This window comes from Mucilaginibacter sp. CAU 1740 (assembly GCF_039839285.1).
Classification (GTDB): domain Bacteria; phylum Bacteroidota; class Bacteroidia; order Sphingobacteriales; family Sphingobacteriaceae; genus Mucilaginibacter.
Window position 1 is genome coordinate 179,667 of record NZ_JBDOQS010000011.1, and the last position, 14,932, is coordinate 194,598.

Below are 14,932 nucleotides of genomic sequence, written 5' to 3' on the forward strand. Positions count from 1 at the left end.
GTAAATTTGAATTATGTCTAAACTGCTGCGTGATCATATTGAAGCTATTAGTCCCCTTACTGATGAGGAGTTTGCTTATATCCTATCACACTTCAAAATAAAAAAGCTTAAAAAGCACGCTTACCTTGTTCAGGCAGATGATCATGTTAAGTACGAGTATTTTGTGGTGAAAGGCTGCTTAAAAGCCTTCGTTGTAGATGCCGATTCGGGTAAGGAATTTATTTACCAGTTTGGTGTGGAAGATTGGTGGATGACCGATAGGGATGCCTTTTTTAAAGGCGTACCGGCCACCGTAAATATCAGCTGCCTGGAAGATTGCGAATTGCTTGGCATCACCCTTGAAGACCGCAGTAAGCTGGGAAAAGAGCTTTGGAAATTTGAGCATTTTTTACAGGTTAAAGCCAACCTGGGTTATACTTCGCTGCAAAAACGTTTGCAGATCATGATCAAGGGTAACGCCAAAGACCGTTATGAACAGTTTGTACGCCAATATCCTCATTTAATAAAACGCATCCCTAAAACTTTTATCGCCTCGTACCTGGGCGTTTCGCGCGAAACGCTGAGCCGCCTTTATAATTCCTGATGTGAGGTTTGTCACAAAATCAAAGTGACAATTGTCCTTAGCCGTGGCTACGCATTTTTGAAATTTTGCTTCATTAAATTTTATAAAAATGAAATATTTCAATTATGCTTTGCGGGCTATTTCAAAAACCGCGGCTGCAGTACTTATATCGTTCTGCGCGTTATCAATAAACTCTTCAAAGGTTTTGGCACAAAGCCAAAGCATCGATCAGGCAGGATATTTCCACGTGCAAATAGGCGATTTTGATGTGATCGCGCTATCCGACGGAACAATTCCCCAAAACCTGCACCAGCTATTAAAAAACGACAAACCCGGCGAAATTGATGGTGCCCTGAAAAAGGATTTTCAAACAGATCCTATCGAGGTTTCGGTAAACGCTTACCTTATCAAAAATGGCGATCAGTTGATACTGGTTGATGCCGGTACCGCCGGAAACTATGGCCCAAGCTTAGGCCATTTAACAGAAAGCCTGGCTAAAGCAGGCTACAAGCCCGAACAAATTAACGCGGTACTGATAACCCACGCCCATATTGACCATACCGGCGGATTGATGAACGGCGAGCAGATGGTTTTCCCCAACGCCACCATCTACATCAGTAAACCCGAAGTCGATTTCTGGTTTGGCCCTGGCAACAAAGAGAAAGCGCCCGAAGGCCTTAAAAATTATTATGCCCAGGCAGAAGCCAGCGTTGGCCCGTACCTTAAAGCAGGCAAAGTGAAAACTTTTACCTACGGCAAGGAACTATTTCCGGGCATTACCCCTATAGCAACTCCCGGCCACACTCCCGGGCATACTGCCTACGCCTTGCAAAGTAAAAATCAAAAATTAGTTTTTTGGGGTGATATCATGCATATTGCTGCGGTGCAATTCCCCGATCCGGCAGTAACCATTGTTTACGATGTTGACCAACCCGCAGCAAAAGCCCAACGGGAAAAAGTATTTGCCGATGCCGCCAAAAACGGTTATTGGGTAGCTGGCGATCACCTTTCTTTTCCGGGTATAGGGCATATGCGTGCACAAGGGCAGGCCTATGTTTATATCCCGGCTAACTATACTATTAATAAGTAATAGCGGTTTTAATAGAGAATAACCTGTTACGTGATTGCTTTATACTTATCAATGACGGGTGGTGAAGTCCAGACTTACGAAGTTTTTAAAACTTCGTAAGTCTTACCTGCTTTGTCATTACTCGCTTCAGAAGTTGGGTTTTTAGCCTCTCACAATAACTACTTTTACATGTTTTAAACAACATCTAAAATAAAATAAGGCTATTTTTGGATAAATGATATCCGACGCCCCCATAGAAACTTTATTTCAGCGCTTAGGTTTAAATAGCGATCAAGCGGAGCTTTTTTCCAAACAGCTAAGAACGAAAAAGCTGAAAAAGAAAGAGCACCTGATTCGCGAAGGTTCGGTTTGCGATTTTGTTGGGTTTGTTACAGAAGGAACTCTCCGATCATACGTAAGTAAGGATGAAGAAGAGTTTAACAACGATTTTTATTTTGATAACAGCATCGTAAGCGCGTACACCAGTTTCCTTACGGGGATGCCAACTAATTGCAACATCGAAGCTTTGACTGATTGTGTTGTCCAATTGATCAGTCGTGATAAACTAAACGCGCTGATAGCCGCCAATACCGAATTTTTAAAGCTTACCAACTATATCTCCGAAAGCTATTTTATCAGGAAATGCAAACGTGAAACTGCATTTCTGAAACAAACTGCTGCCGAACGGCTGGAAGGACTTTCTGCGGTTTATCTGGGGATAGAACAGCGGGTTTCACAATATCATATCGCCTCATACCTGGGCGTAAAACCCGAGTCGCTTAGCCGCATCAAACTCTTAACATACATCAATAAATAAGCGCCAGCCGCCTCCGACCTTTGTACTTCAATCATTAAAAATTTGAAGTATGCCGGTAATTAATTTAAAAATAAGCGGACAGGAAGATGCCGCCTTGGCACAGCAACTTGTTACAGAAATAGGCAGGCTAACCAAAGATGTTTTACACAAAAAGCCCGAGGTTACGGTTGTTTTAGTTTCGTTTGTGCCCGATAATTTATGGTTTGTAGATGCCGTTTCATTGGCCGATCAGAAGGCTAAAAGTTTTCACCTCGTGATCAGGATCTCTGATTCTACCAATCTTAAGGTAGATAAATCCAACTATATCCAGGCCGTTCATGAATCCCTATCTGCCATTCTTGGTGGTGTGCACCCAATTAGCTACACCGCCATTCAGGAAATGAAGGCCGATGCCTATGGGTACGATGGGGCAACTATTGAATATAAGCTTATCACTAATCAGCAGAAATTAAAAACGGCATGATGAGCTTATTGAAAATGTTTGTGGTTGTTATATTAATAACTACGGCACAGTGTTCCCTCGCACAGCAGGCAAGCACGGATAAACAGCAAATAGAAGCTATCATAGCAACCTATTCAAAAAGCGTGATCGAGCGGGATTCCTCCACCTTTTATTCATTGTTTATAGATGGTCCGGTAACCTGGTGCGGCGCGCTGAAAGATAATTCACAGGCCCGGGAGGTGGCGAAAAAAGGAGAGAAGGCCGCCGGAAGCAATTACTTTTCGAGCACTTACAAAGGCTTTATGAGGTCATTGTTTCGCTTTCAAGCTACCGAAGATAAGTTCGACAATGTAGCAATAGCCGAAGATGGCGCGGTAGCATCGGTAATGATGGATTACAGCTTTTGGGGCAACAACAGGATGACCAACTGGGGCAACAAATACTTAACCCTGATAAAAAAGGATGGTACATGGAAGATAACAACCGTGATATATTCGTTGGAATTGACTGATTATTATCCTCAACCTTCATTAAAAATGAGGAAAAAGCTCAGGAACATTACTTTATAACTTATTGGCCTCAACCTGTTTTTAAGTCGGGCCAATAAGTTATAGATCATACCCCTATCTAAATAAAGGAGGTTTTAAAAATTGAAGCCTTCTTTATTTCGTTTATCAACAGCCTCCTGCGTTTTAGGAATAAGTGTGCCAACACCGTATTCAACAACACCCGCCTGAACCTCTTCTATAAACGGGCGAAAGCTCTCATTGTATTCCCTAAATGCGGCCTCATGATCGCCGTTCCATTTTTCAAAAGCATCAGCCAGTGCAACCGCGCCATCTATGGCCAGCGAGCCACCCCGGCCAGCAGCCGGCGACGCACAATAACCTGCATCGCCAACCAATGCAACACGGCCTTTGGTCCACGATGGCATTTTTACCTGGCAAAGTTTATCAAAGTAAAATGTTCCGGACAGGCGTACTTCTTCCAGTAGTTCTGCCGCGCGCCAGCCTGTATTTTTAAACTGATCGAAGATCATATCGCGTTGTTGCTGTTCGTTTCGGTAATCGTAGGGAAGTTCTTTTTCCGAATGATAAGCGAAGCAAATATCTGTTTTGCCGTTGTAGGTATTCAGCATAATTGTTTTGCCCGGCTCGCTATACATTTGTGTCGAATTCTCCGGGATAAGCAGTTTATCTACAATGGTGATAGAAAAATATGCCTGGAGAAAATGAGAAAATTCCGCTTCTGCACCAAACCAGTGTTTACGAACAGCCGAATGGATACCATCACAACCAAATACCAGGTCGAAACTCATTGGTGGCGTTTTTTTGAATGTTACTTCAATATGGTCATGGTTTTCGGTTAACCCGGTAATACTATCTCCGTAAATAAACTGGGCCTCGTTTTTTATCAGATCGTGGATCATCTCTAATAATGCATCCCGCTCTATCTCGTATTCAACATCAGGGCGTTGTTCATGAAAATCTGTTCGAAGCGTAATATCATCCGCGTTTTTAAATTCCATCCGTTCCATAGTAACCCGGTTGGCATAAATCTGATCGAATATGCCCATCCGTTTAACGGTTTCGATAGTGTTACCCATAATATCTACAGGCGTACCGCCTTTTTTAAGGCTGGAGGCAACTTCAACAATAGTTACCTGGTAACCCAGTTTGATCATCCAGTACGCGGTGCATAAACCCGCAAAACTGGCCCCCGATATCAATACTTTTTTATGATGTGCTGTTTTCATTTCAATTACATTTTTGTTGATGCAAATGAACAGCTAATAGAAGGCGTTTGGTAGGCCGGAAAGGAGGAAGACTTGGACTAATCGAGGTTTTTCTGCCGGAAAGCTACCGGAGACATACCAGCCACTTTGGCAAATAGACGGGAAAAGTAGGTGTAGTCATCGTAACCTAAAGTGGCCGCTATTTCTTTGAGCGACTGATCGGAATGGTAAAGCAGGCGTTTAGCCTCTAAAATAACCCGCTGCTGAATATGATAGGAAACCGGCTGACCGGTTGTGCTTTTAACGCACTCGTTTAAATAGGGGATGGATAGGTTTAATTTTTCTGCGTATTCGGCCGGGCGTTTTAGCACAGTAAAATGAGCCGCCAATGTTTCACGGAAAGCCTTGGTAATAGTCTCTGATCTTGATGCGTTGCTAACAGGCTTTTCGCATTCCATAAAAAAGGAAATTGATAAACTTACCAGTGCGTTTACCTGGTCTTTAAGCAGGCGGTGATACAGCGGTGTATTTATCCTTTTAGCTAATTTGAGGGAAACGGATATCGAATCGGATAGCAAATTGAAAGCTTCCTGATTTAACGATAGCGGAGTGGTTGGTGTCAATCCCTCCAGCAATTTCAGGTAATCAGGAGCTAAGTTATTATTATCAATTCCCCAGGCCGTTACTGTAACGTTTTCAAACGCGATGATGCGGTGTACCTGGTCGGGATGCATATAAATGAGCGAGGGAGAACCTATCCTGAATTTTTGGAAATCGATCTCCATCGTCACACTGCCTTCTTCGGTAACAAAAAACGTATGGCGATCATGCCTTTCAGGTTGTACCCATTCCGTCAGGTCTGGAAACGATTCAAGAGAGAGCCTTTCGATAGAAATTCCACCATCGTTATCATCGCCAAATTTATTTACTGGGATAGCACCTGGATTTTTACGCATTAATTTTTTTCTACAAAAGATATCGCCGGCATGGTAACAACCATAAAGGTATAACTTTGTATCGATCTGATTTAACCTGTGGCGTGTTAAAAGCTGCCACAGGTTAGGATATCAGATCATCGGTCTGCATTTTTAAATATTTTAAAACTGATTGCCGCAAGTACCCAAACACCTATGGCTGCATACAACATTGCCCATTCAAAGCCGTGTACCAGCGCCTGGCGGTAAAACGGTTGAAGCGGTATATTACCCGATGCGATCTTTGCCGATAATATATGCCGGTTTGCGGAGTTCCCATAATGGGCATTGCTTAAAAAGGTATAGATTCCCGCAATAAGGATAAAACCCATCAGAGCGATATTGATGGCGAGGGTAATTAGCCGCGCACTCATATCAATGCCCGATGCCATGCCTGCCCGCGATTCGGGAATGGAGCTGGTGGTTGTATTGGTTACCGGGGTATTGGTTAAACCAAGTCCGGCACCTGCTACCAAAGCTCCGGGAAGTACCGTTAGCCAGCTGGCATGTTCCTGGCCAATGCCTAACCTCATCAAAAAAAATCCCGATCCAATAGTAAACATGCCTAACGGAATGATGATACCCGGGCGGTATTTGAGAGAAAGCCGCTCGGCCAGTGGCGGAATAATGAGGGTAGGGATGGTGTAGCCCAATAATGAAAGCCCGGTAGTTACTACATCATACCCAAGTGCATGCTGAAAATAGATGGGAAAATAGACTATGAAAGGCCAGAAACTAAAATTCATTCCCATAGAGCCAAGCAACGCGCCCGAAAATGTATAGATCCGGAATACGGAAAAATCAAACATGGGGTAACTGCTCACTTTTTCGGCCCGAATAAAAAGCAGGAAACATATTACCGTTAAAATAAAAATAGCGATGTCGGCCAGGCTTACGAAACCTATTTCCGGCCCCTGCGTGATAAAGAAAGTGAGGCCGCATACCGTCATAGACAGTAAAATAATACCGGGAATGTCCAGCTTTTGGGCGTTGGGATCTTTTGATTCGGTAGCTCCCGCGGCAACAAGTAGCAGTGCCATGGCCGATAATGGTACGTGGATCAGGAAAATCCATTTCCAGCTAAGCATGGCCATAATAGCGCCGCCAATGATAGGCCCAAAACCAAGTCCGGCACCAAAAACAATCCCCCACATGCTAAATGCCAGGGCCCGTTCTTTCCCCTCGCGAAACTGTTGGGAAAGTACGGCTATCTGGCAAATTAACATTGCCCCGCCGCCAATACCCTGAACAAAGCGGGCTGCGATAAGCAGCGATACATTACCGGCCATACCGCAGGCAAAAGAAGTTAGGCCAAACAGGGCGATACTGATCAGGTATAGCCTTTTTCGTCCAAACCTGTCTGCCAGGCTTCCTGTTGCCATCAGTACCATGGTGCAGGCGATGGTATAGGCATTCATGATCCATTCAATCTGACTAAAGCTACTACTCATGATATTTTGGAGCGAGGGGAGTATGACCGGCACGCTTGAAATTTCCAGGCCAAACATGATAGATGTCATGCAGATGGCTCCCAGAACGATTACTTTTTTTGTTTTCATATTAGCAAAAATAAACCGGCATTTGCTTTATATTCCGGTATATTTTCATGATAAAACAGTACTTTGCGATATGGAAAACATGCATAAGTCGGTAGAGGTGGTTTACAAAAAGTTGCCCGTAAATAATAACGCCCGTTCATCCGGCGATCTTCACTTTACGTTTTTCCAAATGGCGTATGTTATTTCGGGTAATGGAATATTGGGTATCAATGGTTGGCAAATGCCTTATCAAAAAGGTAACCTGATGCTTCTTACTCCTAATGATCGTCATAGTTTTTTGATAGAAGCTGAGACCGAGTTTTTGCTCATTAGGTTTTACACCAGCCATATCAAAGAATACCGCTCCAAAAGTATCGATCATATGGAATGCTTGTTGTACTACGCTTCCCATCTTTCGGGCTGCATATTGCGTAACCCAGCCGATTTTCCTCTGGTTGATGGGCTGGTATCTTCCATACTTCATGGGCTGAAACACGGAGGGATTTACAATGAAGACCTTACCATTCATTTTGTAAATGCCCTGATCGTAATAGCGGCAAGAAACATAGCTTCCATAAAGCCAGTTGACGTTGGTACCAATACTGATAAAAGGATAATTGAAATAGTTGATTATATCCAGACAAATATTTTTTACCCCTCAAAGCTGCGCACTCCCGTAATGGCCGGAAGGTTTGGAATATCAAACTCATACCTGGGCGCCTACTTTAAAGAACAATGCGGCGAAACCCTACAACATTTTATTGCTACCTATAAATTGAGGTTGATAGAGCACCGGCTTCAGTTTAGCGATCAGCGGATCAATGAGATAGCTCATGAGTTTGGTTTTGCCGATGAAAGCCATCTCAATAAGTTTTTTAAAAAACATAAGGATGGCATAAGCTTAACAGCCTGGCGAAAACAGATAGAAAATAATAAACCGGACGAGATGGAATCGGAAAGAAAAAGGCCAGCATCTGCATAGATACCGGCCTTTTATGATCTTAGGTAAGTGTTACAATCCCCACTTCTTACTAGGCTTCGGCCCCATATTCAACTCCAGCGTTCCACCATTGCTGATATCACCCTGTGTTAAATAAGCATGCGAATAACTTTTACCATTCAGCTTTGCCGATTGGATATAGATGTTTTTAGCCGAACTGTTATTGGCCAATACAGTAAATGTTTTCCCTCCGGATAGTTGGATACTCGCCTTTTTTAACACCGGGCTTCCAATGGCATAGGTGCCACCCGCCGGGTTAACCGGGTAAAAGCCCATGGCGCTGAAAACATACCAGGCCGACATTTGCCCGCAATCTTCATTACCTGCATATCCCGACGATGAGGTGTTGTACAGTTCGTTCAATACTTTGGATACATAATACTGGGTTTTCCAGGGCTGGCCGGCGTAATTGTATAAGTAAGTAATGTGGTGGCTTGGTTCGTTGCCGTGCGCGTACTGGCCTATAAAGCCGGATGCATTGCCGTTAACCTCGCCGGGCTTACTATTTAAAGTGAAGAAGGTATCCAGTTTGGCCGCAAATTTTTCTTTGCCTCCCGTTAAGTTCATCAAGCCATCAATATCATGCGGTACATACCAGTAGTATTGCCATGCGTTTCCCTCGGTGTATGGATTACCGCCGTTGCTTCCGTATTGTAATGGATTGAATGGGCTTAGCCATTGTCCGTCGTTGTTTTTACCTCTGAAAAAGCCTGTAGATTGATCATACAGGTTTTTGAAGTACTGCGAGCGGCGCATAAAATGTTCGTAATCTTCCGTTTTATTTAGCCTTTTGGCCAACTGCGCCACGCACCAATCATCATAAGCCATTTCCAAAGTAAGCGATACCGATTGCGATTGCACGTTTTCGGGGATATAACCGTGCTTCTCCCACGCTGTAAAAGGCGAACCGGGATGATTGGTTATAGATGAGTTTTTAACGGCCTCGTAAGCTTTATCAGCATCAATACCCGGCAGGTTCTTTAGTACAGCATCTACAATTACCGGGATGGCGTGGTTGCCTATCATGCAGTAATTTTCCTGTCCCCAAAGCTGCCAGATAGGTAAGTAGCCATAAACCTGGTATTGGTTGATCATGCTGTTTACAAAAGCGGCATCGCGTTCCGATTGGATGAGCGTGTACAGCGGATGTGCGGCCCTGTAGGTATCCCAAAGCGAAAATGTGCTGTAAAAACCTTTAGGATCATTGTGGGTAGTATAATCAATAGCTGTATAGTCGCCGTTAACATCGGCGTAGTTGTTGGGTTGGATGAAGGTGTGGTATAGGGCGGTATAGAAGATCTCTTTTTGCTGAGGAGTTCCATCAACTTTTATCTTTTCCAGTTCTTTCTCCCATTTGCCGTCCGCTTCCGAAACGGTTTTATCAAAATCCCAGACCGGGATCTCGGATTCGAGGTTTTGTTTGGCGTTGGCTGTGCTTACCGTGGAGAAGCCGATTTTTGTGAGGAGAGGCGCGCCATCGGCAACATCAAAATCCAATATCGCCCGTAAATCGGTACCGTTAATGAGTTTTTGATTGAAATATTGGCTGCCGCCGTCAACCAGGTCATTACCGGTTATCGGTTTGCTGAATTGCGCGTAAAAATAGATCTTGCGCAGTTTGGCCCAGCCGGTTATTACCCGGTAACCTTCAATAGTATGATCATCAGGCATATCAAAATGAGCCGCAATCACGTGGCACCCAAAGTTTGGCTTTTTAAGCGAGTGGTTAAGATCGATCACTACCCTTGCTTTTTCATTTTTTGGGAACAGGTATTTGTGGAAACCTGCATGTTCTGTGGCGGTAAGCTCTACACCAATTTGATGGTCATCTAATTTTACGCTGTAGTAGCCTGCCCGTGCGAGTTCGTTGGCATGCGAAAAACGTGAGCCGTAGCCGCTGCCTGCTTGTGTAGCATTCCCGGCACGGGTTTTCTCATCGCCGGTGTAAGGCATCAGTAAAACATCAAACAGATCGGGCGCGCCGGTACCGCTTAGGTGTGTATGGCTAAAGCCCGCTATAAAAGTGTCGTTATGGTCGTAACCGGAAGCCGCATCCCACTCCGGTTCGTCGCGGGTATCTGGACTTAGCTGCACCATACCGAATGGGACGGTAGCGCCCGGATAGTTATTGCCCGAGAGGCTGCCTTTTACAGCCCCGGTACCAATAAAGGGATTTACATATTGGGTAAGCTTTTCGTTTTGTTGGGGATGGGCCTGAAATGCAGATACAGATAGCGCAAAAAGTGTGATGAGGCCGCCACGTAAATTAGTCATATAGATTAAAGGGATTAACAGTTAAAGAGCATAGCCGTTATTTAGCTATGCTCTTTGGATATTCATATTAAGGGTTTGTTTTTGGCAAATGCAGGGCTTTTACTTATCAATTAAACACATCATAAAACATGGTGATCTGCGATAGATTGGCCGTGCGTGGATCGCCGTTAGATGCGCTGATAAAACGGATGCGGATGTAACGTACAGGAGTTGCGCCCGCGTCAAGATCAACTTTGTACGGTGCCGAGCCATCGTCATTGCGTTTAACTTCCTTCAGCAATTTCCAGCCTTTGGCAACGGCCGCGGTTTTCCAATTAGGATCTGTAGGCGGCACGCTGAGTTCGGCATTGTTAATGTCATTAATGCCCCAAACTTCAAAGTCGTTGGGGTTGGCGCAACAGTTACGGCCTATCTCCTCTATTTGAGTAAGCTTTGTATAGGTTTTACCTAAATCAAAAGTGATGGTGCCCGGCAAGCTTCCCTGACCATTGTTGTGGAAAATGTTAGGATAACCTTTAGGTGAAGTCGCCCCATCCCAAAGCTGTTCCAGGTCGGTTTCGGCTTGCAGCGGTTGCATATCATTGGGCAACCTTAGCTTTCTAAACAATGATTTATCACAGGGTGCGTTGCCAATAATGGTTGGGAAGTTAGCTATCGCAGGTACCTGGAAAACATCCAGCGCGTTCCTGTCGGGAATGTACGATGACTGGTAAGTTACCGGTGTGCCCGATTTATAATCGCGAATGGTAATTGATGAGCTATCGCCCTTTATTACCGCTGTTTTGGGGTTTCCGTCGGTACGGCTGGTATAGTAAATGGCTGTTCCGGTATTAATGGTATCCGGTGTGATAAAATTAAGGGTAACAAAACCATCCCTGCTTACGGTGTACGGCGTTGTGGCATTATAACTGCGGTTTTGCAAAGTACCAATATAAAGCGGACCGTAAACCTTGGCGTTATTTATCTCGGTAGGGACCGATTTGTTCCCCGCCTTATCATATGAGTATATGGTGAACGAATAAGTGTACTCGGCCAGGTTTTTGATCACAGCCCTGATGGTATCCGTTTTTCCGCTGATGTTCACCACCTGCGAATCAGCCTTGTTATTATAATAAATTACATATTTGGTGATGGAAGGATCGCTGCTGGCCGCCCATTTCAGCCCCATCTCCAGGTTGCCGGGCTGAATGGTCACCTTGCCTACCGAGCCGGTGTACACTATTTCATGATCGCCCAAAAAGTTCCTGAAATCGGTTTGGTGATTTTTTTTGCAGCTGTAAACCGCTATCAATATAAAGCAGCCGCAAAGTATATAGATCAATTTTTTCATTGCTTAAGTTTTAATGGTTAATTACTCGGGCTTGCCATAAAAAGATAGTTCCATAATGTGGGCCGAGTCGCCGCCCGACCATACATTGGCCACCGCCACCCTTATAAAATGAATTGCAGGCGCTGCTATGGCAACTTTAAACTCCACGCCGGCGGCAACAAAGGCCCTGTCGGCAGCGGTAATGGAAGTAGGTGAAGCACCCGATGGTGGATCTGGATAGCGGTAATTGCCCATGTTAATCCAATCGCCAACCACGGTGCCCACCGGCGATGAAAGTGGTAGCTGTGCATCCTGCGGCTGCGCTTTATCCGATCCCCATATGGTAAATGTTTTAGGGTTACTGAAGCCATAGGCAAATTCGTTCTGACGTTCCCACATCACAAAACGGCTCAGTTTGTAGCTTGCGCCAACGTTAAATGTGCATGTAAAAGGAGGTGGATTGCCCGAGTTGGTGTGCCAGCCGCTTACGCTATTATCGGTAACGCCATCCCACATATGGTTAACAGGCCAGTCGGCACCTGTATATAGTTTGGTATCGGTAGCCAACCTGTACTCGCTGAACAAGTTTTTAGGTAACAGTTGCTCAAAAAGCGGACTTAAGCTTTTTTTCAAGGTATCGGAGATATTGCCAAACTTATCGGTTACGTAAACCCCAAAATCGCGCTGATCGGTGGTGTATCCCCGTAACGAATAGTTTATGGTATCACTATTGGTATAGTGTTGATCCTGCACCTCCATGCGCCCGGTTGTTTTATCAAAGGCGGTAATAATGATCCCAACCTCTTTTTTAAGCGGGTTGAGGGCCGTAACATTCACCCCGCCAAAATCCGGCTGCAGGGAAGCATCCGTGCGCACCAGCGAAAACACAGGCTCTTTAGGGTTCACCTTAACCTCCAGCGGATCGGACATTACATTGGCCCGGCTTACGGTGTAAAGTGTTACGCTGTATTCTTGCGCTTTGGCAAAACCCTCAACGTTGATGGTATCACCGTAATAGGATGATTTGGTTTCGCGGGCTACCCCGTTGCGGATATTGTATTTGGCCAAAACATACAGGATATTGGTTGAGTTTGGCAGATCGTAAGTGATATACGAGCCGCCGTTATAATTATCAACCTTAATATTGGTTACCACGCCCGGTTTGGTTTTATCGGTACTTGCGGGGTAGTTATAGCCGTCGTTACGTTTGCATGATATCATGCCCGCTATCAGCATTAACATAAACAGCGGCAGCAAACATTTTTTTAAATTCTTCATCATTTCCAGTACTTGATTTGTTACCAGTTTAAATTTTGTACAAGGTTATTGTTCACTATCAAATCGTCGGATTTAATAGGCCACAGGTAGTTGCGCACATTGAATACCGGGGTAACCAGCGCACGGGGCTTGTAGTAGTTGATGGCATCGGGCTCGTAAATATTCCAGCCCAGTAGCGGTTTGCTCAGCACGCTTTGCAGCTCCTTCCAGCGGCGCAGGTCCCAGCCAGGCTGACATTCAAAGGCAAGCTCGATGCGGGTTTCCTGGTGAATGATATCCCTAAGACCATCTTTGGTAGTGAATTTTGATGGGTTGCGCGAGTAGTTTGTCCAGGCATCAACCACACCCGGGATGCCTGCCCTTTGGCGTACCCTGTCAATATAAGGCACAACCTGGGCATAGGGTTTACCTTGCTCATTCAGCGCTTCAGCATACAACAGGTACAAACCTGCAAGGCGGATCACCGGTAAATGGTATTCGATGATGGTGTAGTTAGCATCGTAAACGGTAAGGTAGTTCACCAGCTTTTTAGGCCAGTAACCTGTTATATTAAGTTTGATATTATCTTTCGGGCCGGCCCAGGCGTTGGTGCCACGGCCTTGTACATAATAAGCCGACTCGGGGTTGAGGTTACCATTGCCATACCAGATACCGCCATCAAAGGCCAGATCGGCATAAAAACGCGGTTCACGATTAAAGTGGGCTTTAACGGTTGTATAATCCTGCCTGATGTAGTAGCGGTTGGCGGCATCGCCGGTGCGCATTTCGTACCGGCCGTTGTAATCCCAGGTGGCATCCTGGTCTATCGGTAAACCTTTGTTGGTATAAAACATCTCCTGCTCAGAAATTGGCGGCGCAAAAGTTCCCTGGAAAATAGGGGTGGCTGCCGATGCGGCGGTTAATCTCGGCATACAAAAACTTTGTACCGGGAAAGTTGGGCTTAAAGCCCAGATCAGTTCCGGGTTAAGCTGCCACTCGGCAGTAACGGCGGTTTGCAGGGTTAAAACCTCTTTCAGCGAATCGGTTAAGTTGCCGGGGATATTGGCAGGTGGAATGAATTTGCTCAACCTGATACCGTTCGCCTCGCAATCGGTAATGGCCTCTAAACAAGCGGCTGCGGCTTTATCCCATTTGGTGCCATCATAAGCCGAACTAAATAAAGCCTGCCCGTCGCGGTTTTTCATGCTTGCATAATCGGGGTTTCCATTATATAGCGGACTTGCAGCTGTAGCCAAAATCTGTGCTTTCACTGAAAGGGCGATAGGTTTGGTAATACGCCCCAGCTCAGTAGCCTGGTTACTGATCACCTCGGGCAGATCAGGAGCGGCCTGGTCAAGTAGGCGCACCATATAGTTCACCACCGAATCTACCGGTGCCCGCTTGATATCCACATCCTCCTGCGAACTGGTGATAGGCAGGTTTTTGTCGATAATAGGAATAGGCCCATACATCCTGAACAGGTAAAAATGGTAGTAAGCCTTCAGGAATTTCACTTCGGCTATCCAGCGTTTCTTTTCGCCTGCGGTTAAGTCGGTAGGCTTGTCGATGTTCTCGAGCATGGTATTGCAGCGGCGCAGTGCCTTAAAGGTTGATTGGCCGCCGTTTTCGCCGTTCCAGTAGTTAAGGCCAGGGTTTTGGGTGTTCTGTGTTCCCCGGATGAGGTTAAAACCCGTTGGGTCGATGCCTTGGTTATCGCTCAGGTTATTAGGGAAAATGATCTCGCCCGAATTAGTGAAGCCACCATCATTTTGTGGGTAGCGGAGTTGTTGCAATGTGGCGTAACAGGTAAACAGGTAGTTTTCGGCCTCGTTGCGGTTGCGGAAGGCGTAATCTATCGTTCCAACGTTATCGGGGGTAACATCAAGGTATTTCTTGCAACCCAGAATGCCTGTTGCCAGTAATGCCACCAATATGTATTTGAAGTGTATTTTCAT

General features: G+C 45.3%; 13 protein-coding genes. 6 read left to right on the forward strand and 7 right to left on the reverse strand.

Going from position 1 to position 14,932, the window contains the following annotated elements:
- Nucleotides 1-13 precede the first annotated feature (13 nt).
- From AAFN85_RS22565 to AAFN85_RS22585, 5 genes are all read left to right on the forward strand, one after another.
- Nucleotides 14-583, forward strand: coding sequence for a Crp/Fnr family transcriptional regulator (locus tag AAFN85_RS22565; protein WP_347529935.1), 570 nt, complete (start codon nt 14-16; stop codon nt 581-583).
- A gap of 88 nt (nt 584-671) precedes the next feature.
- Complete coding sequence (locus AAFN85_RS22570; RefSeq protein ID WP_347529937.1) at nt 672-1,652, forward strand: MBL fold metallo-hydrolase; 981 nt, start codon at nt 672-674, stop codon at nt 1,650-1,652.
- A gap of 214 nt (nt 1,653-1,866) precedes the next feature.
- Nucleotides 1,867-2,448 (forward strand): Crp/Fnr family transcriptional regulator, encoded by a 582-nt coding sequence (locus AAFN85_RS22575; RefSeq protein ID WP_347529938.1) that lies wholly within the window; start codon nt 1,867-1,869, stop codon nt 2,446-2,448.
- A 49-nt stretch (nt 2,449-2,497) separates the two neighbouring features.
- The gene (locus AAFN85_RS22580) at nt 2,498-2,911 is read left to right on the forward strand and encodes a 4-oxalocrotonate tautomerase family protein (protein ID WP_347529939.1); all 414 of its coding nucleotides are present in this window, start codon (nt 2,498-2,500) and stop codon (nt 2,909-2,911) included.
- Nucleotides 2,908-3,459 carry a hypothetical protein gene (locus AAFN85_RS22585; protein WP_347529940.1) on the forward strand — a complete coding sequence of 184 codons (552 nt, stop codon included), beginning with the start codon at nt 2,908-2,910 and terminating at the stop codon, nt 3,457-3,459. The genes AAFN85_RS22580 and AAFN85_RS22585 overlap by 4 nt, the downstream gene beginning before the upstream one ends.
- 74 nt (nt 3,460-3,533) lie before the next feature.
- Here the strand turns inward: AAFN85_RS22585 and AAFN85_RS22590 are convergent, their stop codons facing one another.
- The 3 genes from AAFN85_RS22590 to AAFN85_RS22600 form a co-directional block, all read right to left on the reverse strand.
- A complete protein-coding gene (locus AAFN85_RS22590) occupies nt 3,534-4,646 on the reverse strand; it encodes an FAD-dependent monooxygenase (protein WP_347529941.1) in 1,113 nt (370 codons plus the stop codon).
- Between the two features lie 77 nt (nt 4,647-4,723).
- Entirely contained in the window at nt 4,724-5,581 is an 858-nt protein-coding gene (locus tag AAFN85_RS22595) for a helix-turn-helix transcriptional regulator (protein WP_347529942.1), read from the reverse strand.
- A gap of 116 nt (nt 5,582-5,697) precedes the next feature.
- Entirely contained in the window at nt 5,698-7,158 is a 1,461-nt protein-coding gene (locus AAFN85_RS22600; protein WP_347529943.1) for an MFS transporter, read from the reverse strand.
- Between the two features lie 70 nt (nt 7,159-7,228).
- On the opposite strand from AAFN85_RS22600, the gene AAFN85_RS22605 reads away from it, so the two are divergent.
- Nucleotides 7,229-8,119, forward strand: a complete 891-nt coding sequence (locus tag AAFN85_RS22605) for an AraC family transcriptional regulator (protein ID WP_347529944.1) — start codon at nt 7,229-7,231, stop codon at nt 8,117-8,119.
- 30 nt (nt 8,120-8,149) lie between these two features.
- On the opposite strand, the gene AAFN85_RS22610 is transcribed toward AAFN85_RS22605, so the two are convergent.
- From AAFN85_RS22610 to AAFN85_RS22625, 4 genes are all read right to left on the reverse strand, one after another.
- Complete coding sequence (locus tag AAFN85_RS22610; protein ID WP_347529945.1) at nt 8,150-10,411, reverse strand: GH92 family glycosyl hydrolase; 2,262 nt, start codon at nt 10,409-10,411, stop codon at nt 8,150-8,152.
- 106 nt (nt 10,412-10,517) lie between these two features.
- On the reverse strand, nt 10,518-11,741 hold the full coding sequence (locus tag AAFN85_RS22615) for a DUF4998 domain-containing protein (protein WP_347529946.1): 1,224 nt from the start codon (nt 11,739-11,741) through the stop codon (nt 10,518-10,520).
- A gap of 21 nt (nt 11,742-11,762) precedes the next feature.
- Nucleotides 11,763-13,001 carry a DUF5000 domain-containing lipoprotein gene (locus AAFN85_RS22620; protein ID WP_347529947.1) on the reverse strand — a complete coding sequence of 413 codons (1,239 nt, stop codon included), beginning with the start codon at nt 12,999-13,001 and terminating at the stop codon, nt 11,763-11,765.
- A gap of 17 nt (nt 13,002-13,018) precedes the next feature.
- Nucleotides 13,019-14,932 carry a RagB/SusD family nutrient uptake outer membrane protein gene (locus tag AAFN85_RS22625; protein WP_347529948.1) on the reverse strand — a complete coding sequence of 638 codons (1,914 nt, stop codon included), beginning with the start codon at nt 14,930-14,932 and terminating at the stop codon, nt 13,019-13,021.